Source organism: Desulfitobacterium hafniense DCB-2 (assembly GCF_000021925.1).
Taxonomy (GTDB): Bacteria; Bacillota; Desulfitobacteriia; order Desulfitobacteriales; family Desulfitobacteriaceae; genus Desulfitobacterium; species Desulfitobacterium hafniense.
Window position 1 is genome coordinate 5,088,847 of sequence record NC_011830.1, and the last position, 21,812, is coordinate 5,110,658.

17 protein-coding genes are annotated in these 21,812 nt (G+C 49.9%); 3 read left to right on the forward strand and 14 right to left on the reverse strand.

The features are described 5' to 3' along the window. The first annotated feature begins 117 nt into the window (after positions 1-117). From nifJ to DHAF_RS23760, 3 genes are all read left to right on the forward strand, one after another. Positions 118-3,642: a pyruvate:ferredoxin (flavodoxin) oxidoreductase gene (nifJ, locus tag DHAF_RS23755; protein WP_011462210.1), complete on the forward strand. Its 3,525-nt coding sequence runs from the start codon at positions 118-120 to the stop codon at positions 3,640-3,642. Positions 3,643-3,686: 44 nt separating this feature from the next. Further along, positions 3,687-3,860: a CDIF630_02480 family spore surface protein gene (locus DHAF_RS25510; RefSeq protein ID WP_015945448.1), complete on the forward strand. Its 174-nt coding sequence runs from the start codon at positions 3,687-3,689 to the stop codon at positions 3,858-3,860. A 175-nt stretch (positions 3,861-4,035) separates the two neighbouring features. Next, positions 4,036-5,292, forward strand: coding sequence for an ATP-binding protein (locus DHAF_RS23760; RefSeq protein WP_015945449.1), 1,257 nt, complete (start codon positions 4,036-4,038; stop codon positions 5,290-5,292). Here DHAF_RS23760 and DHAF_RS23765 read toward each other — a convergent pair. The 14 genes from DHAF_RS23765 to nrfD form a co-directional block, all read right to left on the reverse strand. Continuing rightward, positions 5,255-7,000: an ABC transporter ATP-binding protein gene (locus DHAF_RS23765; RefSeq protein WP_015945450.1), complete on the reverse strand. Its 1,746-nt coding sequence runs from the start codon at positions 6,998-7,000 to the stop codon at positions 5,255-5,257. The genes DHAF_RS23760 and DHAF_RS23765 overlap by 38 nt on opposite strands. Then, on the reverse strand, positions 6,993-8,774 hold the full coding sequence (locus DHAF_RS23770; RefSeq protein WP_015945451.1) for an ABC transporter ATP-binding protein: 1,782 nt from the start codon (positions 8,772-8,774) through the stop codon (positions 6,993-6,995). The genes DHAF_RS23765 and DHAF_RS23770 overlap by 8 nt, the downstream gene beginning before the upstream one ends. A gap of 102 nt (positions 8,775-8,876) precedes the next feature. Continuing rightward, on the reverse strand, positions 8,877-9,830 hold the full coding sequence (locus DHAF_RS23775) for a helix-turn-helix domain-containing protein (protein ID WP_015945452.1): 954 nt from the start codon (positions 9,828-9,830) through the stop codon (positions 8,877-8,879). 5 nt (positions 9,831-9,835) lie between these two features. Beyond that, positions 9,836-11,338: an ABC transporter ATP-binding protein gene (locus DHAF_RS23780; RefSeq protein ID WP_015945453.1), complete on the reverse strand. Its 1,503-nt coding sequence runs from the start codon at positions 11,336-11,338 to the stop codon at positions 9,836-9,838. Positions 11,339-11,351: 13 nt separating this feature from the next. Beyond that, positions 11,352-12,071, reverse strand: a complete 720-nt coding sequence (locus DHAF_RS23785) for an energy-coupling factor transporter transmembrane component T (RefSeq protein WP_005815503.1) — start codon at positions 12,069-12,071, stop codon at positions 11,352-11,354. Beyond that, positions 12,072-12,653, reverse strand: a complete 582-nt coding sequence (locus DHAF_RS23790; RefSeq protein WP_005815501.1) for an MptD family putative ECF transporter S component — start codon at positions 12,651-12,653, stop codon at positions 12,072-12,074. 181 nt (positions 12,654-12,834) lie between these two features. Next, entirely contained in the window at positions 12,835-13,260 is a 426-nt protein-coding gene (locus DHAF_RS23795; protein WP_011462216.1) for a universal stress protein, read from the reverse strand. Positions 13,261-13,282: 22 nt separating this feature from the next. Then, positions 13,283-13,852 (reverse strand): HPP family protein, encoded by a 570-nt coding sequence (locus DHAF_RS23800; protein ID WP_015945454.1) that lies wholly within the window; start codon positions 13,850-13,852, stop codon positions 13,283-13,285. Between the two features lie 266 nt (positions 13,853-14,118). Continuing rightward, the gene (locus DHAF_RS23805; protein WP_015945455.1) at positions 14,119-14,949 is read right to left on the reverse strand and encodes a methyl-accepting chemotaxis protein; all 831 of its coding nucleotides are present in this window, start codon (positions 14,947-14,949) and stop codon (positions 14,119-14,121) included. Positions 14,950-15,178: 229 nt separating this feature from the next. Beyond that, positions 15,179-15,688, reverse strand: a complete 510-nt coding sequence (locus DHAF_RS23810; protein ID WP_015945456.1) for a murein hydrolase activator EnvC family protein — start codon at positions 15,686-15,688, stop codon at positions 15,179-15,181. A gap of 121 nt (positions 15,689-15,809) precedes the next feature. Continuing rightward, complete coding sequence (locus DHAF_RS23815; RefSeq protein ID WP_015945457.1) at positions 15,810-17,294, reverse strand: sigma-54-dependent transcriptional regulator; 1,485 nt, start codon at positions 17,292-17,294, stop codon at positions 15,810-15,812. Beyond that, positions 17,257-19,485 (reverse strand): PAS domain-containing sensor histidine kinase, encoded by a 2,229-nt coding sequence (locus tag DHAF_RS23820; RefSeq protein ID WP_015945458.1) that lies wholly within the window; start codon positions 19,483-19,485, stop codon positions 17,257-17,259. The genes DHAF_RS23815 and DHAF_RS23820 overlap by 38 nt, the downstream gene beginning before the upstream one ends. Beyond that, positions 19,478-20,512 carry an ABC transporter substrate-binding protein gene (locus tag DHAF_RS23825; protein ID WP_080518305.1) on the reverse strand — a complete coding sequence of 345 codons (1,035 nt, stop codon included), beginning with the start codon at positions 20,510-20,512 and terminating at the stop codon, positions 19,478-19,480. The genes DHAF_RS23820 and DHAF_RS23825 overlap by 8 nt, the downstream gene beginning before the upstream one ends. Before the next feature lie 97 nt (positions 20,513-20,609). Next, on the reverse strand, positions 20,610-21,812 hold the full coding sequence (nrfD, locus tag DHAF_RS23830; protein ID WP_005815490.1) for an NrfD/PsrC family molybdoenzyme membrane anchor subunit: 1,203 nt from the start codon (positions 21,810-21,812) through the stop codon (positions 20,610-20,612).

The following is a 21,812-nucleotide window of genomic DNA, read 5'->3' on the forward strand; positions in this document are numbered from 1 at the left end:
CCAGGCCCCGGCATAGGTTGAAATTCAAGCAAAAGCGCAAAAAAATGTATGAGAGTTTCCCAATAACGAATACTAAGCCTAAATCCAAATGCTCATTGTTTTAAAGGAGGTAGTTTCGTGGCAAAGAAAATGAAAACGATGGATGCCAATCAAGCCGCAGCCGAAGCGTCCTATGCTTTGACTGAGGTGGCGACCATCTTCCCCATTACACCTTCCTCGCCCATGGCTGAAGCAGTGGACGAATGGTCTGCCCACAATCACAGAAATATCTTTGATCAGCCTGTCAAAGTGGTCGAGATGGAATCCGAGGCGGGGGCCGCAGCCGCAGTGCATGGTTCCCTGCAAGCCGGAGCCCTGACCACAACCTATACCGCTTCTCAGGGCCTGCTCCTGATGATCCCGGAAATGTATAAGATGGCCGGAAACCTGGTGCCCGCCGTCTTCCATGTCAGCGCCCGGGGCCTGGCCACTCATGCTCTCTCTATCTTTGGTGACCACTCCGATATTAATGCCTGCCGCCAAACAGGCTTTGCCATGCTTTGTTCCAACGATGTTCAGGAAGCCATGGATATGGCCTACATAGCTCATCTGGCCGCCATCAAATCACGGATTCCTCATCTTCACTTTTTTGACGGCTTCAGAACATCCCATGAAGTGCAGAAAATCGAAGTCACTCCCTATGAAGACATTGCACAATTAGTGGATTACGAAAAGATTCAGCAATTCCGGGATAATGCCCTCAACCCTAACCACCCGGTTTTAAGAGGCACGGCTCAAAACCCGGATATTTATTTCCAAGGCCGGGAAGTCTCCAATCCGTTTTATGAGGCAGTCCCTGATATTATTGAAGACTATTTCCAAGAATTTAAGAAAATCAGCGGGCGGGAATATCATCCCTTCCAATACTATGGCGATCCTAACGCTGAAAACATTATCGTGGCCATGGGCTCAGTGTGCAGCACCATTGAAGAAACCATCGACTTCCTGGCGCAAAGAGGGGAGCGCTTGGGACTGATCAAAGTTCACCTTTACCGTCCCTTCTGCTCCAAATATTTCTTCGATGTTCTGCCTAAGACCGTGAAAAAAATCGCCGTCCTTGATCGTACCAAAGAGCCTGGCTCCACCGGTGAGCCCCTCTATCTGGATATTATCCAAATGTTTAACCATGAAGCAACCCGTCCGGTGATCGTCGGCGGCCGCTATGGCTTAGGCTCCAAGGATACCACTCCTTCCCAGATCCTGGCCGTCTTTAAAAACCTCAACCAAGCCCAGCCCAAAGACCGCTTCACCATCGGGATCATCGATGATGTCAGCCACACCTCCTTGCCTGAAGAAGAGATCATCGACGCTTCTCCGGAAGGAACCATCCGCTGCAAGTTCTGGGGACTGGGTTCAGATGGAACGGTAGGGGCCAACAAGAGCGCCATTAAGATCATCGGGGATAATACGGAGCTTAATGTCCAGGGTTATTTCGAATATGACAGTAAAAAATCAGGCGGCACCACCATTTCCCACTTACGCTTTGGCAAGCAGCCCATAAAATCCTCTTACCTGGTTTTTGATGCCGACTATATTGCTTGTCATAACAAATCCTTTATTTATAACTATGACATTGTCAAAGGCCTGAAGAAAGGCGGCACCTTTGTCCTGAACTGCTCCTGGACCCCCGAGGAAGTGGAAGATCACCTGCCCGCCTATCTGAAACGCTATCTCGCTAAACATGATATTAAGTTCTACCTCATTGACGCCATATCCATCGCCGGCGAGATCGGTCTGGGCGGACGGATTAACATGGTTATGCAGTCCGCTTTCTTTAAGCTGGCTAACGTTATTCCTATCGATGACGCCATTCGTTACTTAAAAGATTCTATCCATAAAGTCTACGGCAAAAAAGGCGCCAAGATTGTAGAAATGAACGAAAAGGCAGTGGACAAAGGGATTGAATCCCTGATCAAGGTCAACGTTCCCCCAGCCTGGGCCGATGTTCCTGATGAAAACATGCCCATCAAAGAGGAGCCTGCTTTCGTCAAAGATATTCAGCGCCCCATGGCCCGCCATGAAGGGGACAACCTGCCCACCAGCGCTTTTGTGGGCAGGGAAGACGGCACTTTCCCCTTAGGCACCACCAAATACGAAAAACGGGGAATCGCGGTTTATGTGCCTGAATGGCAGATCGATAAATGCATCCAATGCAATCAATGCGCCTATGTCTGCCCCCATGCCACCATACGTTCCTTCCTGTTGGACGATCAGGAATCAGCCCAAGCCCCGGATACCTTTAAAACCAAGAAACCCATCAACAAAAAGCTGGAAGGCTACCATTACCGGATTCAAGTATCTCCCTTGGATTGTACCGGCTGCGGCAACTGCGCCGATATCTGTCCCGCACCGGGCAAGGCTCTGGTGATGGAGCCTGCCGATCATGAAATCGAAATGGAAGCCGAAAATTGGGAATTCGCCATGACCGTTACGGAAAAGCGGGATCTGCTGGATGTCAAAACCCTCTTCGGCAGCCAGCTGGCAAGGCCCCTGCTGGAATTCAACGGTGCATGTCCCGGCTGCGGTGAGACACCTTATGCCCGCCTCATTACCCAACTCTATGGCGATCGTATGATTATTGCCAATGCCACCGGGTGTTCCTCCATCTGGGGAGGCAGTGCTCCTTCCGTGCCCTATACCGTCAATGCCGAGGGCAAAGGGCCGGCCTGGATGAATCCCCTCTTCGAAGACAATGCTCAATTCGGTTATGGTATGTATCTTGGCTCCAAGCAAATCCGGGAAAAACTCGCTCAAGTAATGCGTCAGTTAATTGAAAGCGACATCAACGGCGAAATGAAGGAAGCTTGCCAGGACTGGCTGGATAACTTCGCTGAAGGTGAAGGGTCCAAAAAGGCCAGCGCACGGCTGCTGGAAGCTCTCCAAAAAGAGAATATTGACCGCAATCCCCTCCTTCAGGAAATCATGGCTAAAAAAGACTATCTGATTAAACCCTCCGTCTGGATCTTCGGCGGCGACGGCTTTGCCTATGACATCGGCTACAATGGGGTGGACCATGTCCTGGCCAGCGGGGACGACATTAACATCTTTGTCTTTGATACAGAGGTCTACTCCAATACCGGAGGCCAATCCTCCAAGGCCACGCCAACGGCAGCCATCGCCAAATTTGCCGCCGGCGGCAAAAGAGTCCGCAAAAAAGACCTGGGCCTGATCTCCACTACCTATGGCTATATCTATGTCGCCCAAATTGCCATGGGGGCCAATATGAATCACACCTTGAAGGCCATTGCCGAAGCCGAAAGCTATAAAGGCCCTTCCATCATCATCGCCTACGCTTCCTGTATCAACCACGGCATCAAGACAGGGATGGGTACCAGCATGGCGCAGATGAAGAAGGCCGTGGACGCCGGTTATTGGCACCTGTGGCGTCATGACCCACGCCTTAAGGAACAGGGAAAGAACCCCTTTATTCTGGATTCCAAAGAGCCTAAAGGCTCCTTCCAGGACTTTATCCAAGGGGAAATCCGCTACTCATCACTCAAAAACGTCTTCCCCGAAATTGCCGACGAAATGTTCAAAGCGGCGGAGGAGCATGCCCAGGATAAATACCGGACCCTTAAGCGCATGGCGGAAATGCCCTATTAACCTCGGAGACAAAATCCAGCGTTAAAGTTAAGGAGGCTTTACTTATGAACGAGAATAAATCCAAAGAAAAGTTCATGGCTAACCCCGTTGAACGGCATGATACTGCCGCCTGGCGGGCTGATATCAAGGAATTGAAATCCGAATCCAAGGTAGCCATTCCCACAGAGGATTCCGTAGCCGAGGCTAAAGATTGGGTGGATACTACTTCTTTGTCATAACAGGTGAAGGAGAGTCTCTAAAAAACTTACTTCCTAAAATTAAACATTAAAAGAGAAGGGGTTTTGGAAATACAGTCCGAAAACCCTTCTCTTTTTCATTCCAATGCAAAAACCTATTCATCCTCGTCTATTACTGCATTATAATGTATATAATAGCGTCAAGGAGGTGCCTCCCATGTACCGTATCAACCGACAGACTTATCTGGATTTTCTCATCCGCAATAAAGATCGGCAGATCATCAAGGTGGTCTCCGGCATCCGCCGCTGCGGCAAATCCACTCTGTTTGAAATTTACCGGGATTGGTTGTTGGCAAATGGCATCGAATCATCCCAGCTCATTTTTATCAATTTCGAAGAGCTGAATTTCGAGCACCTGACCGATTATCGTGAACTCTATAGCCATCTCAGACCTTTGCTGCTCCCTGATCGTATGAACTACATCTTTCTGGATGAAATTCAGCATGTGGAACAGTTTGAAAGAGTAGTGGACAGTCTTTTCATCCAAAAAAATGTGGACATTTACATCACCGGTTCCAACGCGTGGTTTATGTCTGGAGAACTGGCTACGCTGCTGACCGGGCGCTATGTGGAACTCCAGATGCTGCCCCTCTCCTTCGCCGAGTATAGTGAAGGCATGGCGGTGCAGGGTAACCGGCTGCCCCGGCGGGAGCTGTTTGATTGTTACCTGCGGGACAGTTCTTTCCCCTACGCCCTCCAGCTCACGGGCAGTGAAAAGGATATTCTGGAGTACCTGCGGGGTATTTACAGCTCAGTTCTCTTAAAGGACGTGGTCACCAGGCAGCGAATTGCCGATGTGATGATGCTGGAGGACGTGATCAAATTTGTCTTTGACAATATCGGCAGCCTTTTGTCCAGCACCAAAGTCGCCAACACCCTAACCTCCTCCGGGCGCAAGGTGGATTCCCGTACTGTGGAAAAATACCTGCAAGGGCTGATGGACAGCCTGCTGATTTATCAGGTCAAGCGGTACGACATCAAGGGCAGGCAATATCTTGCCAGCTTGGAAAAATATTATATGGCCGACCTGGGGATGCGCCAGCTGCTTCTGAGCAACAAACGCCGTCCGGACCTAGAGCATTTGCTGGAAAATGTGGTGTACCTGGAACTGCTGCGCCGGGGCTGCCAGATTTATATGGGCCAAATGCCCGGCGGCGAGGTGGATTTCGTAGCACAGTATGGGGCAAGCGTCACCTACTACCAAGCAGCGGCGTCGGTGATGGATGAAAGGACACTGGAGCGTGAACTGGCACCCCTTCAGAAGATCAGGGACAACTACCCTAAGGTGCTGCTGACACTGGATGATATTATCGTCAACCGGGATTACGACGGCATCCGGCATGTGAACGTTCTGGATTGGTTAATGGGCAGTGAAACTAGATACTCCAACTTTCAGCCTGCCGGCGAATGGTGATAAAGCGCCGGAACAACCCCTCCTGGGCCACCAGCTCCTTATAGGTGCCCTTTTGAATGATGCGCCCCTCATCCAGAACAAGAATTTGATCGGCATGTTCAATGGTGGGCATACGGTGAGCGATGACGATGATGGTTTTGCCCTGAGTCAGGGCACTGAGAGCCCCCTGAATAAAATGCTCATTTTCCGGATCCACACTGGCGGTAGCCTCATCCAGAATGACAATGGGGGCATTCTTTAGGATAGCCCGGGCTATGGAAATCCGCTGTTTTTCTCCCCCGGAAAGGGAGGAGCCTCCTTCTCCCACCATGGTGTTATAGCCCTCCGGCAAAGCTGATATGAAGTCATGGCAACGGGCTTGCCTGGCCGCTTCAGTCACCTCTGCCATGGTGGCATCCGGCTTCCCGAATCTTATATTATTGACTATGGTGTCCTGGAACAGATAAACATTCTGGAAAACCATGCTGATATTGCTCAGGAGACTATCACAGGTCAGCTCCCGCACATCCGTACCTCCAATACGAATACTCCCGGAATCCACATCGTAGAAGCGGGCAATCAAATTGCAGATGGTGGTCTTGCCGCTGCCTGAAGGCCCTACGATAGCCGTCGTCGTATTTTGAGGAACAGTCAGAGAGACTCCGTCCAGAATCCTGCGTTGCTCATAGGCAAAGACCACATCCGCCATCTCTATGGTGTAGTTGTCCAATACCTTGTCCTCGCCCTTCTCATCAATAAACTCTGCTTCCTTGATCTTTTCCAGTTTATCCAGGGTTGGGCCAATCACCTGCAGAACGTGGGTGGCATTGTTGATCTGTTCCACATGGTTAAAAATCATAAAGGAAAACACCGCCAACATCAGAAAGACAGGGATGGGCAGACTTCCTTGGACCGCCTGAAAAGCGGACATCGCCACGATGACCACCGATGCCGATTTGAGAGCCAAAAGATGGAGGCAGTTGCAGGGAACATACTCCTGTTCAATCTTGACATTGATCTGCCGGTGCTTCCCATAGGCCCGGCGTATGCTTTCCACCGAGACTCCCTCCTTCCCGTAAGCCTTAACTACAGGAATGCCCCGTATATATTCCAGGGTAGCCGCAATGATCTCATTTTGTGCCTTTTGATGAACAGGCGCATTCCGGCGGCTGAAAAATCCCATCAGACCCAGGGCCAAGGCCGATAATAGGATGCCCAGGACTGAAATCACTGCAACCTCCCAGCTGTAAAAGGCTACGCAGAGGATCATGGCCAGGGCACTGACATATCCCCCGATCACAGAGTCGATCATTTTCATGGCGAACATCTCAACAAAGGATAGATCGGTGGTCACTGCCCCCACCAACTCCCCGGTGGTATTGCGATCAAAGAAACCTAAAGAAACCCTCTTGAGCAGGTTGCCGATGCTCATCCGTTCCTCCGCGGTCACTTCATAGGCTACACTTTCCTGAAAAACAGCCCTTAGATAGGAGAAGAAGAATCGTCCTAAAATCATAAACACCATAAAAATCAGCAGGTAAAGAGCCCAGATAGGAGTCAGTTCAAACCGGCCGGCCTGATCCTCAAGCATCAGGTTAAGGACATAAGCAGCCGCCATAACAGGCATAGCCGTGAATAAGGTGGCGAGAAAAGACCAAAAAAACCCCCAGTACAGACGATTTTTCCGGGTTTCGGTCCAGGCAATCAGCCGGCGCATGGTTTTAAGCATGGGCTATTTCCCCCTTCCTGCCGCTGTTGGCCGCCCAAGCCCTTGCTCCGGTATGAGCCCGCCACATGTCCTGGTAAAGGGCGCATTTTTCCAGAAGTTCCTGCTGGGTCCCCCCGGCAACAACTCTTCCCTCTTGCAGAACAAAAATTTGGTCGGCGTTTTTTATGGTCGACAGCCGGTGAGCTATCACCAGCAATGTTTTCCCCTTGGTCAGCACAGCAAGGGAACGCTGCAGCTTATCCTCATTTTCCGGATCGGTGAAGGCTGTGGCCTCATCGAGAATGACGATGGGAGCGTTTTTTAGGATGGCCCGGGCGATGGCAATTCTCTGGCGTTCGCCTCCGGAAAGCTTGCCGCCGGCTTCACCGGCGGGAGTAGCCCAGCCTTTTTCCAGGCGGGAGATGAACTCTTCACACTGGGCAGCTCGGGCGGCTGCATGGACTTCCTCGTCGCTGGCCGTAGGTTGGCCAAGGCGGATATTCTCCAGCAGAGAGCAGTTGAAGAGGAAATTATCCTGAGTGACGAAACTGACCAGCTGGGAAAGCTGGGCAAGGGGAATTTTCCGGATGTCCGTGCCGCCGATGGTGATAGAGCCCTTACCCACATCCCAGAACCGGGCAATCAGCCGGGCAATGGTGGATTTCCCCCCGCCGGAGGGACCGACCAAGGCCGTATAGCTGCCCTCAGGGATTTGGAGATTGATGCCCCGGAGCACATCCCCTTTGCTCTCTTTATAGGCAAAAGAAACGTCTTTAAGCTCTACATCAAAAGAGGCCAGCTGGACCGGGCAAGCTGTATCCGGAAGACTGGGGAGCTCCAGGAGCTCATTGACATCCTTAACGGCATACTGAACAGCCTTCCATTCATTGACGGCAACGGTAAACCAGGTTACGGGAGCCACCATACTTAAGGACAGGATCATGGAGAGGGTCAGTTCAGCAGGAGTCAGACTCCCCTCGATATAAAGGAGCACTCCCACGGGCAGAACTCCCAGCAAAGTGGAAGGAAGAATCGCATTGCCCAGATTCATCAGCTTCCAGGTGCTCTGAAACCAGGCTAAGGTGAATTCCCGGAAGGAGGAGACTGCTCCGGCAAACTTCTCATAGGATTCCGTGGATTGATTAAAAGCCTTGATCACCTGAATCCCCTCCACGTATTCCACAATGATGCTGTTGACATGATTGCTGGCCTCCATATAGGCGGCATATTGACTGTTGAAGTTTCTCATCATTATCCCGTAGACGATGGCTCCCAAAGGTACACAGATCAGGGAAGCCAAGGCCATTCGCCAATCGATAAAAACAAGATAAATAAAAATAGCTAAGGGAAAGAGAAAATTGGAAATGCCCTCAGGAATCATATGGGCCAGCGGCAGTTCAATGGTTTCTACCCGGTCCACAACGATGTTCTTCATTTTTCCTGCCCGTTGGGATAGGACCTCCCCTAAAGGAGCGGACATCAGTCTTTCTGTCGCTCCCAGACGGATATTTTCTAAGATCTGATAGGCTGATCGGTGTGATAAGGTGGTGGAAATCCCATAAAAAAGGATCTTTAGCACGTAACCCCCCACACTTATCCCAGACCAAAACAAAATATCCCCTGCTCCCGGTGACCCGCCAAAAAAGAGCATCATGATTTGGTATACACCCCAAAAGGGAACCAAACCGGCTGCCACACTGATTAGGGCGCATAAAACAGAAAGGACCATTCTGCTCCTGCACTCCTGGGCAAAATAAAAAATAGTGGCAAGGGTTCCTCTTTGTTTGCTTTTCATGTTCTCCCCTCCTAAAGAAAAATGATTAGCATCTGCTAACCATCTTTAAAATACCTTTATTTTTACTTCCTTACCACTCCGTTCCAGATATCGGCACTCCATTCAGACAATGGATTTTCGGTATTCCGCCGGAGTCATGCCCATGACCGATTTAAAAGCGGCGGCGAACTTGCTGGCATTGTCATAGCCCATCTGCTGAGCAATCGTTGTGATGCTTTCTTTGGTCTGACGGAGTTTGATAGCCGCGGCATTCATGCGGTAGGACTTGCTATAAGCATAGATCGAGGTTCCATACACTCCTTTAAAGCAGTTTTTCATAGCGGTAATGGGAAAATCAAACTCAACGGACAATTGCTCCAGAGTGTAATGGTGCTGGGGGTTTTCCGTAATCAAGGCCATAACACTCTTAACTTTTTCGACCTGAGTTTTATAAAAATAAGGTCTTTCCCTGCTTCCTTCAGGAATCTCCAGGGTACTCAGGAAAAGCAGCATCTCCAGAACCTTAATTTTGAAAAAGGTGTCACGAATCGTTTCCGGTACGGAATAAAGCTCGGAAAAAATATGCTCAATGCTTGCCCCTGCCCGCATAATAAAGAGCTGGCCCTTGCTGCAGAATTTGTCCCGAAGGGCGTTCACATCCACTGAAAAACCTGCCAATATTCCCGGCAGCACTGCCCCGGCCTCCTCAAGACATAGGGCAACCGTGATGCCGTGATAATGGCGCAGCGGAAAACGGAACATTCCGGCATGATCCACACGGGTGCTCATCTGCAGATCGCCGGCCTCCATATACTGGCACCTGCCATCCTCCATCTCCCACTCCAACCGCCCTTCCCGGCAATGATCAATGCAAAACATGTCCGTTCCGGGACGAAAATAGGACGTACAAGATTCCAGATGGAAATCATTATAGAGGAGGCTCACTCCCGGAAAAACCGGATAGACCCTCATTAAACCGTCTCCGGTGCTGTCCTGAAGCCTGAAGACGGTACAGCTTTCACTCTTGTCTATGGGTGACACATTTTTCCCCAGATCAGCGGCTTCTTCTAAAGTCATCCTGTTCACACCACCCTTTCCCTTCTTTCTCCAGGCTCCTTTACCGCCTCAAGAAAATAGGAGAGCATCCTTCCCCTGCCACAAGCATCCAAAGGTCTGTTATCAATGATTTTCCCTTCTTGCATATGCAGGATATGGGTGCAGCAGGACAGGATAAATTCCGGATCATGAGTAACAACCAAGACGCTTTTCCCTATCCCGGCTAATTGAGACAGACTCCGGGCTACTCCCTGCATATGCAGCAGATCCAGTCCACTGGTGGGTTCATCAAAAAGTATCAATTCCCGCCGGGAGGCTATCGCCGAAGCAATGGCAACTCTCTGTTTTTGGCCTCCGGATAGGGACATGGGATGGCGCTCTTTGAACTGCAACAGATCGAGGCCTTTAAGGATTTCCTCCCCCTGCTTCACATCCGGATGCCCCATGGAAATCAGCACCTCATCCAGCACGCTCTCTGTAAATAATTGATGGTTTACATCCTGCATGACCATATAAGAACGCTTTAATCGTTCCTTCCTTCCCAGACTCTCCCCCTGCATCCCCATCCTGCCGCGGCACTTCTTTTCCAGACCGCATAGACACCGTGCCAGAGTGGATTTTCCCGCTCCGTTGTGGCCGGTAACTGCAACCACCGCCCCTTGGGGGAACGATGTTTCCCTGATGTCCAGGCTCCGGCCTCCCCGGGGATAGGCGAAGGAAAAGCCGGACAAGGCAATGGCCCCCTCAGTCCTTGGTAAATGTACCGGGGCGCCCTCCAGTAAACCCTCCAAGGATAAAGAACGCAGCCCCATGGCATCCAGTTCCCCCCTTGGCAAAGCGCGGAATTCCTGACCTGAATATTCCTGCTGAATCCGTCCTTTCTTCATATAGATCACCCGATCCACCAATTCACGGAGATAGTACAACCGATGTTCAGCAATGATCACGGTTTTGCCCTGAGCCTTCAGCTTGGTCAAAAGAGCTCGTAATTCTTCGATAGCCAAAGCATCCAGATTGGAAGAGGGCTCATCTAAGACATAAACCTGAGGCCCCAGCGCCGCCACAGCGCCACAGGCAATTTTCTGCTTTTCTCCTCCTGATAAGGCAAAGATATTGCGATCCAGCAAAGGCTCTAATCCTAATTCAAGGGCAATCCTCTCCACCCGGGCGCAAATCTCCTTTAGGGGCAGACCCATATTTTCACAACCAAAGGCCAATTCACCGGTGGTGTCCATATTAAAAAACTGGCTGCGGGGATTCTGAAACACCGAACCTACTTTCCCCGCCGTCTCATAGAGAGGGGCCTTAGCAACATCCAGGCCCCCGACCCATACCTGTCCCTTAAGGACCCCTCCATAAAAGTTGGGAATTAAACCGTTGAGCAGACGTGTTAAAGTGGTTTTCCCGCAGCCGGAGCCGCCGCACAGCAGGAGAAATTCGCCCTCTTCAACTTTCAGCTCAATATCCTCAAGCCCGCTGTCTCTCTCACCGTTTCCATAAGCAAAAGATACTTGTTTAAGCTCAATCATTTCTTCCTCACCTCTACATTACCAGCCAAATTGCCAGGGCTCCCCAAGTAATCACCATGATAAGCCAGTCCATAAGGCCAAAGCCAATGGAGCAGATATTGGTTCGCTTAACAGGTCTGCCCAAGCCTCTGGTCAAAGCCGCCGCGGAAAGCTCTTCCCCGATCTTTACCGTGCACATCATCATGGGTATCAGCCGGTATTCCAGCATAGCTCCCGGACGTTGTCCTCCCAATCTGATCCCGCGCATCCGCATCGCGTCATTGATGGCCGCATTTTCTTCAACCACCGTGGGGATAAAGCGAAGCATCACTGCAAAAGGAATAATGATTTTTTGGGGCAGGCCCAGACCTTCCATCGCCCCGATAAGTTCCGCAATTTTCGTGGTAGTAACCACATAATAGCCCATCACCAAGCCAGGCAGATAACGGGTAATGACACCGGTGAAGATGACTATCATCAGATTCCACATGCCCTGACTACGGCTGATTAGCATGATCTCAGCGGAAAAAGCCCCCAGTATAAGGAGCCCGTAAAGCAGCGCCGGATGATGCCGTCCCTCCACCAGCAACAAGAAAAACGGCAGCAGAGCTAAAGCAGGCCGAAGCACCGCCGAGGGACCACTGAATCCTCCGGTGACCAAAACAATATTAACGACCAGAAGCATCATAAACTTAGTTCGGGGATCCAGCCAAAACCGGGTCTTTGTGCCCTTACCTAAAATTACTCCATTCATTCAGGCAATTCCCGCCCTCTCAAAATGCTTTTTCAAAGCAGCTCTTCCCAGATAGGCACCGGCTAAAGCTCCCAAAGCGATAATCAAAACAAAGAACCCAAAAAACCAGGTAGGAGTAATGGCCATCAAGCTATCTGCATAAGCATCTCCATAACCGTCCCGAATAGTGGCGAAGTAAGATTCCCGCATAAAGAACAAAGGGAACATCAAACCCATCAGCCATTCGCTAAAAACCACATACCCCATGCGGATGGAAGTCCAGTTTCTGTATCTGCCGCCCTTTAAGATAAAATCTCCCAGCAAAGCACAAATAATGCCAAGCGGGATACAAGGCCAGGGATGGCCGAGGATAAACATAAGCAGCCCAAGGATGGTTCCCATGATAGTGACCATGCCGAATTTCTGCACCCGGGTAAGAAAGAGCATGAAGGGAATCCCCGCCGCCAAGGGGCAAAGAAAAGGAATGACCAGCAGCATGACCGGTATGTATCCCACCATGGCCACCACAAAGAACACTACAAAGTAAATGGCAGTAAATAGTCCTACGTTGATCAGATCTTTGGTCTGGAGTGTGTTATCCACGGTAAAGCGTTCCCTCCTTCACTATTCGAGTTAGTTGCTGCTAACCCTCTTTTTTAAAAAAAGCGCCTTTGGGCGCAATTTAATGTAAAGATACTATTAGTTTATCAGGGGAGCTCTTCTGCTTTCCACTCCATTTTGTTAAAATCACTCCATTTGGGCAAAGGGTTTCAGGGCGGAATTCTTACTTAATAAGCAGCACCGGCCTTGATGTTTTGGCGAGAACCTTTTGACTTACGCTCCCCATGAATGTTCCGGCCAGGGAAGTATAGCCACGATAACCCATGACAACCAAATCGATATCTTCACTGACAATCTCCTCCAAGATTACTAAGGCAGGGTAACCAGGTTTTACTCGGCAAGTCAGCCTTACTCCTCCCAGATCCACATTTTTAGTTGTAGCCGCTAAGGTGGCCTCACCGTTAGGATTAAACTGCTGTTGCACCACGGTTGCATCCTCGCTGAGCAGATACCCCAGCGCCTCAGGAGTCATCAGCACATTGAGCAGTATAATCTCCCCATTAAATTTTTTGCCCATCTCTAAAGCTGCTAATAATGCTCTGCGGGAATATTCCGATCCATCCGTTGGAACAAGAATCTTGGCAAACACAATAACACCCTCTCCCTCTAGCTTAGTACCAATAGCGCGGGTAATTCCGATTAGGTGATAAATTATTGACTAATACTGCAACCAAAACCAAGATGATACTGCCCGAGATCATTGGGGCAACAATAAACATGGGGCCGGCACCATTAAGCACGGCGAGCATGGCCGTTGCCCCACCCGGCGGATGAGTGGTTTTCGTTAACAACATGACCAGTAAAGCAAGAGCAGCACCTAAGGCAACCGACCACCATGTTATTCCAAAAATCTGATAGGTTAATACCCCTATACTTGCCGAAAACGTATGCCCTAAAATTACATTGCGTGGTTGAGACAGCGGGGCATCAGGAACTCCATAGACTAAGACCGCTGATGCTCCCAGGGAGGCTGCCAGCATCGGAATCTCGTAAATAAACAGTAAGATGCTTAAGAATGAGATACCTAACATAGTGCCAAGCAAGGTAATCAGAATGTCTACTGGTGCAGGGGAGACCAGGGGCGTGATTCTTTTATGCCCTTTAAATTTAACCAGATATTTAATGAGTTTACTTTTCCGTTGTTCATTTTCAAGAATTTGGGCACTATCCATAAGATCCAACTCAATTCCCTCCTTTCCTAATGAAGCATTGAATGGAGCGAATAAAGTGTAGATAATGCAACATAGAGTCATCTTACTGTAAATTCCTCTTGCTCAGCGTGAGTCAAATCACACCGCTAAGACAATAAAGAACCGAGGCTGCAATGCTATGCTCCCCTTGTGGTACTTGACAGGGGGCAGTTCATTTCAACCTCGGTCCTTATTGTCCTCTAACATCTGAAATTTTATATTCGTAAGACTCCTCTTCATTTCCGCCATGAGCTGTATTAAATCTTCGCAAATTCCGCAAGCGCCTGGGAATTTCCGTTTATCTCCTGTATTGCCGCTGTGATTTCCTGGGTAGCCGCTGCTTGATTTTCAGCAATGCCACCAATTTGATCAATTTCAAAAATAATGCCTTCTACTGCCTGCTTCATTTCCGTAAGTATTTCCGTGACCATCCCTGCGGAATCTTTACTTTGGTTTGCTAATTTACGCATTTCTTCCGCAACAACAGCAAAGCCTCTTCCTTGTTCTCCGACCCGCGCGGCTTCAATGGCAGCGTTGAGCCCCAGCAGGTTTGAACTATTTGAGATTCCTGTAATTGCGGATATAATTTTGTTAATCTCTTGAATTTTAGCAGAGGCTACATCCGAAGACATGATTACCTTATTAATTTTGTTTGATAACCCCTGTGAGCCTGCTGCCACTTCCTGCAAACCGGCATCGGCCTGTTGGATGGTGGCTGCTAAAGCATGGGCAGTCTCCTCGATCTGGTATTCTTTTTCTAAACTTCTTCCTATTCCAACACACCCGACAACTTCATTATCGGCATTTCGTATAGGGTAGTCAATTGTCCTGAAGGGAAACCCGAATTTCTCCTTATCGATAACAAACGTTCGGGCTTTACCTTCCAGCATAGCTTTTCTCATACTGTTATCAGCCGTGAGTTCATCACCTACTCCACTCAGATCAACCACCAGTTTTCTGCCCGGATAGTACTTTAGCCTATGGGTTCGATCAGATATAATTACCATAATATCTTCATCCAATATCTCTTTGAGATTCCCCAAAACGTCTGAATAACTTTGTAATATCTCCTGGTCTGTTCGATTCATCCGAAACGCTCCTTTTCACCCGAATATTGCCTTGCCAGATAGTCATAGAATGCAAATTTAATGCCAAAACTTCTTCAACAGCAAAGGAGAGCTTTCTCTCAGCATAACGACTCATCTCTGAGCGTTATCGGGTGTTTTAGCCAGGTTTTAAATTGTATCAATTCGTTTTTCGGGGTTCAAATCTGGTGAAATTTTTTCAGAAGTGACAAGCAATCTGGGAAAGCTCACTTTAATCCCCTGTAACCACCAGGTCTCCATGCCAAACCTCATAGTGAAGATGAGTCTGCTCAAGATTGCCGAAGATATCCGGATAGTAGCCGATCTGCCCAATAGCCTGATCCACTTCCACCCAATCCCCTTCTTTGACGCGCAGGTTTTTTAAACCACCGTAGATGACGCTCCAATCTTCACCGCAATCCACTTCAACTTTATGGCCAAGAAAGGGATCAGGTCCGGCGTAAGTTACTCTACCGGCATGCTTAACCCGGATAACAGCGCCCTCGGCTTGAGCATAATCCGTTCCCGAGTGAAAGAGTGTCATTTCTAATTCCTCAGAATAATATTCTCCTGCCACACGCAAGGGTTTTCCTTGAATTGGACTAGGGAAATCTTCAAGCGTCCGCACAACAGGCTCACTTTTGGTTACGGGGTCTTCCTGTCCCTCAGCCAGCAGGGCGCTCCCGCCAAAAAGGATCAATCCGGCCATAAGAGCGGCGGACAAGGCTTTCCATCCCCACATACATCATCACCTCTAGGACTATCTTTACCCAGAGGGGAATGAATTAGACCAAATTTTCATCATTTTGTCCGCGTATACTATCTCTTTTCTTAAATCCTGTTGCGGCAAGGATCCATCCGGATCAGCTGTACTCCTCCATCTTCCGGTAAAGATTCCGGACACTGATGCCAAGCAGCCTGGCTGCCCGCGCCTTATTTCCATCGACTTTTTTCATGGTGGCAAGGATATAGTCCTTCTCTATCTCCGCTAAAGTGAGGTATCCCGCTAAGACATCACCTTGATTTTCCTGTTCTGCCTGATCTCCCTGTCTTTCAGTTTTGATGGATTTTTCATCCATTTCAGCAGCTCTTTCCTCGTCCGGCAAGGGAAGTTCTGTTTGAATGCTGCTTCGCCCTTCCCCATGCTCCGGCCAAAGATCCCTAATGCGAATCAATGGGCCTTCGGCTAAAATCATCCCCCGCTCCATGAGATGGGCCAATTCCCGGACATTGCCGGGGAAATCATAGGCCAGCAAAGCCTCCTGTGTCTCGGGGGCTAAATGAATCGTTTGACTTTGTGAGCGATCCTGGGCGGGGTTCCCACCCTGTAAGGTGTGTCTCCTTAGCCCTGTCCTGAGGAAGTGTTCCGCCAGCTGGAGAATATCTCCCTTCCGTTCCCTTAAGGGTGGGATATGCAGGACCATGCCGGTCAAGCGGTAGTAGAGATCCTTGCGAAAGCGCCCGGCCTTCACCTCCTCCGGGAGATTGCGGTTGGTGGCGGTGACAATACGGACATTGACCCGCCTTAAGCGGTTATCACCTACCCGCCGAAACTCCCCGGTCTCCATAAAGCGCAGGAGCTTAACCTGCAGATTCAAGGGCATCTCCCCGATTTCATCCAGGAAGAGGGTACCTTGGTCAGCCATTTCCACCAATCCCAGTTTAACCGCATTGGCTCCCGTAAAGGCACCCTTCTCATGACCAAAGAGTTCACTTTCCATCAATGTCTCATGAACCGCTCCAGCGTTTAAAGGAATATAGGCTTGGCCGCTGCGGGGGCTCCAAACATGGAGAGCCCTCGCAAACAACTCCTTCCCCGTCCCGCTCTCCCCTTGCAAAAGAACAGGAGTATCCGTCTGAGCGATCTTGCGGGTCATTGCTTTAAGGGATCGCATTTTCTCACTATCACCAATAATCAGGAGTTCGGCATTTTGCCGGTGAACCACTTGCCGCAGCCCTGTATTCTCCACCATGAGCTTTCTCTGTTCCAGAGCTTTCTGCAGGGTAATCTCCAATTCGGAGAGATTGCAGGGCTTCGTTAAGTAATCATAAGCACCTGCCTTCATAGCTTCAATGGCTGATTCCAAAGTGCCATGGCCGGTGAGCATAATCACCTGAAGATCCGGCTGGCGCTTCTTCATTGCCTGCAAGAGCTGAAGTCCATCCCCGTCAGGCAGGCGGATATCCAAAAGAACTGCCTCAAAAATAGTTTCCTGGAGCAAGGCCATCCCTTCCTGAGCCGTCGCCGCCTCCATAATCTCGTATCCCCGCCGCCCTAAACGCTGGGCGAGAATCGAACGCAAATCCTCTTCATCGTCTAAGATCAAGACACGTTGATGAACATTCATGGCCTACCCCCCTTCCCTGAAAGGGAAGATTAATGCGAACGGTTGTCCCTTTCCCCTCGGTACTCTCAATAAACAGCTTACCCTGCATTTTTTGCACGATACCATAGCTGACAAAAAGCCCCAGACCCGTGCCCTGACCCGGAGGTTTGGTGGTAAAGAAGGGATCAAACACCTTCTTAAGGTACTGGGCTGAAATCCCCTGCCCTTGGTCTTCCACCTCAATTTGTATTTCATCCCCTTTATCTATAGGCAAGGCCTCCGCCGAGGCAAAAGGTCTCTTAACCCGTTGAGCCCGCACGATGACCTGACTGCCTTCTGCAGAGGCATCGATAGCATTGGTTAGGATATTGAGCACCACCTGCTGCCATTCGTTTTCATCACCCTCCACCCAGAGACCGGGTTCACTTTCTTTGATGAGGACCATTTTCTTTTGTTTAAGACGATAGGCCAAGAGAGCTGCCGTCTGCTCAATGGCATTATTGGCATCCATCCTGTCCGGACCATGCCTGCCCGGCCGGGCATAGCCCAGAAGCCTGCCGGTCACCTGTTTGCAGCGCTCAATCTGTTTGGCGATGATACTCAGGATACCTTCAATCTCAGCCTTGCCGGGCAGTTCCCCTTCCTCCTGGAGCCGATCCAGCAGATCCTCATTGTGGGCGGAAAGAATGGCCAGGGGATTGTTGATCTCATGAGCCACCCCGGAGGCTAACAGCCCAACGGTCGCCATTTTCTCTGTCTGAATGACCCGGGCCTCCATCTCTACCTGCTGGGTCACATCTTCCAGAAGCAGCAAATAAGCGGCATTCTCCGGGTTTCCGGAGTTGAGCCGGTAATAAGAATGGCGCAGATAACGTTTGTCTCCCTGTACTTCCAAAGCCAGTACCCTGCCGTTTTCTTCAAAGGAAGATTCCGGCCCTTCCCCGCGCAGCAGTTCTTCACAGGCCAGCTTCTTAAAGTTTTTATTCTCTGAGCCAAACCACCGGGCAAATAGGGAATTCCACCAGATAAGCCGTTTTTCCTGATCCAAAAGAGCCATCCCTGCCCCAATCCCATGGACTACCGTTTCCAACAGCTCCTGCTCAGCCTGCAGATTAGCCGTCTTATCGGCAAGCCGGCGCAGAAGATTATTAAAGGCTTGCACCAGCCGGCCAATTTCATCATCACTTTCCTGAGTCACTTCGGCCTGTAGATCCTCCGTAGCAATAATCCTCCGAACTCCCGCTTCCAAATTCTCTATGGGTTGAGTCAGTTTCAGACCAAAATAGATGCTAATCAAGGTCACCCCCAGAATAATAACCAGCATCATTCCCATCACCCGCAAGGCAAAGCGGGCAATGGGCTCATAAGCTTCCTGCACCGGCTGCTCAATAAATACTCCCCAAGGGGGACTGCCTACAGGCGCATACAGTCCAAGGACCGGAGTATCATCGGTATTGGGATACTCATTCCCGGCAAGGCTGGGGGGCTTCCCAGCCAAGAAATTGCGGACGCTGGGGTTTCGGGTCATATCCTCTTGACTCAGCACCCGGCTGAAATCGGAATGACCAATGAGCTTTCCTTTCCCATCCGTAAGATAGATGATGCCCTCCTGCCCAATTTGGATACTGGTAAATTTATTGAAAAGAGCCTTAAGGTCCGTCTTCGCTTGGAGGTAGCCCAGATTCCTGCGGGTCTGGGGATCGATGATATTCACCGTCAAATACACCTGGGGCCGGCCATCCACAGAGAAAAAAACTTCACTGAGGGAATAGCTTTCCGAAGCAGAGAAATCCAGGCAGGGAAGAGTTTCCCCCGCTTGCACCGGATAGTCCACTTCCCGTCGGGAAACCTTGCCGAGAACCTGAACCTGAGGGTCAGCCACCTGCAAACTCTCCAGATAGGGTATCCCGCGCAGCATCGTTCCCAGTACGGTTTCTCTGGCCAGTGGGTCCGCCCCCACCAATTCCAAAGCGTTGGTGGAAGTCACCTGGATTAAGCTATCGGCATTATTCTGGATAAAATCCTGAATCTGTCCGGCTAAAAGGGCAGCCCGCTCGGAATTTTGTTTCTGAATACTTTCTTCCAGATAAGCCTGGGCTGCCGTAAAACTTGCCAAACCCAAAATGAGCAAAGGCACCGCCGACATCAGTACTCCAAAAACCAAAACCCGGGCTTTAATCCTCATCCACCAGGGAAATCTTTTCTCACTCATCATCAATCACCTCATCGGCAAGACTTAATACTGCCTGAGAGGGAGTGATTCCCAACTGTTCGGCTGTTTGGAGATTGACGGAGAAAATAATCCGGTCCGGTGTCTCCACAGGAATCTTCCCGGGGTTTTGCCCCTGGAGAATTTTATAAACCATATTGGCGGACTGGGTGCCCTGGTTCCAATTGGACATACCGTAAGAGGCCAGACAACCGGCCATAGTATCCTGGGGATAAACCCCAAAGACGGGAATCTTAAAAGCTAAAGCATATTGTACAATTTCCTCGGTATGGCTTTCCAGGAAGAATCCGGGCAAAAGAACGATGCCTTCTTCCTCAGCCTCTTGAATTTTGCGAAAAACCTCTTGTATTTCTTGGACGTCGGTTAGGGTATAGGTACTCAGCTCAATGCCCATTTTCTGAGAGGCCTGATACAGACCCGCTTGGGTTTGTTCGAAAAAAGGAACGCGTGTATCTCCCAGGATGGCTACCTTTTTAATCTCCGGCAGCAGGCGGTGCAATAACTCAAAGCGCTTAGGCGTCAGCTCGTAATGATAATTATTTAAGCCTGTTAAATGATTGCCCGGGCGAAGGGTGTCTTCCACCAAGCCAATCACACTAGGGGAAAGTGTCCCCATGAACACTACCGGCGGAGGCGATTCCAGAGCTGAGGTGAGCTCTTTGAGACTTAGGGCCTCGACCGCTCCCGAGGCCACCAGGATATCGGGCTTTCCCAGCAACAACTTTTTCCCTAATTCGGTAAGGTCAGTGAGATCGCTCTCCCCATTTTCGATATGAAAAACAATGTTCTCCCCTTCGATCAAGCCCATTTCCCTGAGCCTGGCCTTCAACCCGTCCACCTTGACCAGTCTTAAATCATTAGCGACCAGGACTCCGACTTTATACGGCTGCTTTGGGGTCGGGGAGAGTTCACTGAAGTGACCGTAAAGGAGAAAGGCTATGACCATAGCACTACAAAGCAAGGCGATCATTTTTTTCATTGGCATTCTCCCTTTCCTTTGCCCATTCATTGCCCCGGCTCTTTGCTGATATACATCTCTTTTAGTCTATCAAGAGGTGTCAAAATAAGCAAAAGGAACTGTAAGATTACAGTCCCTTGATCTATCTTCAGTTTGAGCGGACTGAAACCCCACTGGAAGGAGGAAGATGGTGTTCGACTGAGGTTCTTTCCTTTTCGGGTTCTATGCCATAAACCGGTAAAAACTTAAAGGCCAGATAGAGAATCACCACTTCGAGGACTGCAAAGCAGCCTAAAAACATCAGATGTCTGGGTTCAACATGATAAGGGTTAAGAGCATTCCCGCTTAAAGGAATCTGCTGTCCGCCTACTACGAAATTGATCCGCATGGCGATAACCCCCAGCAGTGTCAATAGGGAGGCCAGGGATATGAGCCCCAGGGATTTCCGGGTCTTGGACCAGAAGGTGATGACGAAAGGGATGACAAGACCCAAGCCAATCTCGACGCCCAGGAACATGGTGCTGTGGCTGCCCCCAAGCAGCATCTCGGCAGCGGCATAGCCTGCGGCATTGCCGAAGTAGAGGATAATAAAGTTAATTGCCATGAGTACCCCATCCACCACAATAAACCACATCATCAGGCGGGCAATATCCTGAAGAACAGCTTTGCGCCGGGGGGTAAGTGCCCTTTCCGGGGAGAAATAGCGTTGGGTCAGGATCAGGATGAGGATCAGCAGTCCTGTACCTGAAACCATGGCGGACATGAGGAAGATAAGGGGCATAAGTCCCGTATGCCAAAGGGCTCTGGCCTGCATATTGGCAAGAATAAACCCTGTGTAGCCATGGACCGAGAGGGCCAGGGGTACTCCCAAAGTTCCCAAACCCTTAATCCATTTTTGGTCTTTGGCCAGGGCGTCTGGGGAGAGATCCTTTTTGCCAAAGGTTAAAAAGGAATAGAGAGCTTGGCGAAAGCCCGTTAGTTTTTGGGCACCCAGGGCAAAGTCCTTGCGCATCATAAACCAGAGATAAAAAATACAGGTCAGGGGATAGAGGGTAAGCAGGAAGGTGCCATAGGAAATGGCGGAGGTGGGATTCAAGCGGAAGAACAGGGTATAAAAGCGGGCGGGCTGCTCCAAATCAGCGATAAGATGCAAGGGGGCAACGGCCAGCAGGGCAATAGCCATGACCACCCCGGCCTTAGCGATGGGCTTATATTTTTGGATGCCAAAAACTGTTCCCAGGCTGGAAAGGACGAAGGAGCCTGCACTGAGTCCTGTGTAGAAGAAATAGATGGAAATTAAATAACCCAGCTGAACCGGATGTTCTACATTGGCTAAATAGGTTATTTCCAT